Origin of the sequence: Trebonia sp. (genome assembly GCF_049794275.1) — a bacterium.
Taxonomy (GTDB): domain Bacteria; phylum Actinomycetota; class Actinomycetes; order Streptosporangiales; family Streptosporangiaceae; genus Trebonia.
The window spans coordinates 1-2174 of record NZ_JBARCR010000468.1 but is presented as its reverse complement, the minus strand read 5'-3'; the positions used below and the strand labels follow the sequence as shown (position 1 = coordinate 2174).

3 protein-coding genes are annotated in these 2174 nt (G+C 73.0%); all 3 read right to left on the bottom strand.

Features of this window, described 5'->3' with window-relative positions; translation table 11 throughout:
- Window positions 1–405: GNAT family N-acetyltransferase (locus tag WA805_RS12905; RefSeq protein ID WP_425242449.1), on the bottom strand; the 405-nt coding region annotated here is incomplete at its 3' end.
- 30 nt (window positions 406–435) lie between these two features.
- Entirely contained in the window at window positions 436–1497 is a 1062-nt protein-coding gene (locus WA805_RS12900; protein WP_422340176.1) for an ABC transporter permease subunit, read from the bottom strand.
- A partial coding sequence (locus WA805_RS12895; RefSeq protein WP_425242448.1) for an ATP-binding cassette domain-containing protein occupies window positions 1494–2174 on the bottom strand: 681 nt, incomplete at its 5' end. The genes WA805_RS12900 and WA805_RS12895, both read right to left, overlap by 4 nt.

Here is a 2174-nt window from a genome sequence, read left to right as displayed (position 1 = left end):
GTACAGCAGCGGCCACCAGGCGTCCAGCCCGAAGCTGGTGTACAGCGGCAGCGCGTGCGCGTGCAGGCTGCTGAAGGTCATCCGGTGCCCGCGGGTGCCCGGCCACAACGCCGCCAGCATCGCCCGGCCGCAGCCGCTGCCGTGCACCTCGGGATGGACGAACAGGTCGCACAGCATGCTCACCGCGTCGGGGCCGCTGCCGAGCGGCCGGGTGGCGCCGAAGCCGGCGACCGAGCCTCCAGCGACCCCGACGACCACGCGGCCATGGGTGAGTAGATGGGTCATGTACGCGGGGTCGGCGCCGCCCCACTCCTCGTCTTGGCCGGTGGCGAGCGCCACCGCCGCGATCTCCGGCAGGTCGGCCGGGACCGCCTCGCGCACCTCGATGTCCGCCACGGCGGGCATGTACCCCGTGGCAGAGCGGCTGATGCGACCTCAGGTCGCCCGGCGGCGGACCAGCCACACGGTCACGGCGATCAGTAGGGCCGACAGCACGAGCAGCCAGCCGCCCTCGATCCACTGGAACGGCCAGAACCGGCTGGCCGGCTGATAGCTGGTCCACTGCGTGTAGCCGTGCGGGGTGAGACACTCCGCGAGGCCTACCGCCTTCGGCTTGCCGCCAGGCCCCACCCCAACCGGGCCTGCTGGGCAGTACTGGTTGAGGAGGCGGACGGAGGGCCAGCCGGAAAAGGCGAACTTGCCGCCTTTGGTCCACCACTGGCTCATGACCCACGCGGAGCCGGGCACGTTCACGCTGCTGGTGACCACCGGCGTCATATAGGCCGGGCGCAGCCACGTGCCGGCCGCGAAGGCGAGCCCGGTGTAGGCGACCAGGGTGGCGGCGATCGCGGGGACGACCCTGCGGATGAGCGTGCCGGCCAGGGCGCCGATCGCGAAGGCGACCAGCGTCCAGGCGGCGAACCCGATCCCGCGCAGGTCGAACAGGCCGGGGAAGAACGGGGTGTATTCGGTCAGGGACAGGTTCTGGTTGGCCGCGACGAAGTACGGCTGGTAGTACCACTCAAACACCAGGCTGAACAGCCCGGCGACGGCGGCCAGCGCGACCGCGAGCGGCACCAGCTTGGCGAGCGTCCAGCGCCACCGGCCGAAGGCCTGGGTCCAGGCGTACCGGAAGGTACCGGTCTCCAGCTCACGGGCCAGCACCGGCGCGCCGGCGAACGCCCCGATCAGCACCGGCACCGCTTGCAGTAGGAAGCCATTCCCCAGGAAGCCGTTCGTGCCATCGAAGGCGATCGTCGCACCCGGGCAGGCCAGTGAGTGCACCGGCGGCTGGCAGGCGGCGAGCGCGGTGGCGTAGGCGCTGTGCAGCTGACGGCCGGCCTGCCACATGGCGACCGCCAGGGCGCCGAGGAACACGGTCACCCAGGCCAGCGTGGCCCGGTGCTGCCGCCAGGTGACCCAGCCCATCCGCTGCCACGGCACCGGCCGCAGGCTGGCGTCCTCCTCCGGGCGGGCGGGCACGCTCAGCGCGGTCATTTGCTTACCTCCGTCTGCCGGCCAGTTTCAGATGGCAGCGCCCGGCGGCGGGCGCGATCCGGGCCGGGCAGCGCCGCCGCGGCCGGCTCGCGCAGGTAGGCCAGGGCGAGTTCCTCCAGGCCGACCGGGTGCGCCTCCCAGCGCGGCGGGACAGGGTCGTCCGCGGTGGCCCGGACCAGCAGGTGGGCCTGGGCGTCGGCACGGCGGGCATGCACCAGCGGCCGTTCGGTATACCTGTCGGCCTCGGCTGCGGGGCCGGTCAGCACGCGGTGGCTGGCGATCAGGTCGTCGACCTCCCCGGCCACCTGGACCCGGCCCCGCGACAGCAGGATGAGGTAGTCGGCGACCCGCTCCAGCTCGGCCAGCACGTGCGAGGACAGCAGCACCGACACCCCATCGTCGGCCGCCGCCGTCAGCACCGTGGCCATGAAGTAGTGCCGGGCGAGCGGGTCGAGCATCGCCACCGGCTCATCGAGCACCAGCAGCCGCGGCCGGCGGGCCAGCGCCAGGGTCAGCGCGAGCTGGACCTGCTGGCCGCCGGACAGCTGGCCGGCCCTGCGGTTCAGCGGGATGCCGAGCTCGCCCAGCCGGGCCTCCGCGTAGCGCTGGTCAAAGCGCCGGTTCAGGTTGCGGGTCAGGTGCAGCATGTCCGCGGCCGGCAGGTTCGTGTACAGCGG

Bases quoted from the DNA above. Each gene is read 5' to 3' on its own strand.
- WA805_RS12900 (WP_422340176.1), bottom strand. From the start codon at position 1,497: ATGACCGCGCTGAGCGTGCCCGCCCGCCCGGAGGAGGACGCCAGCCTG.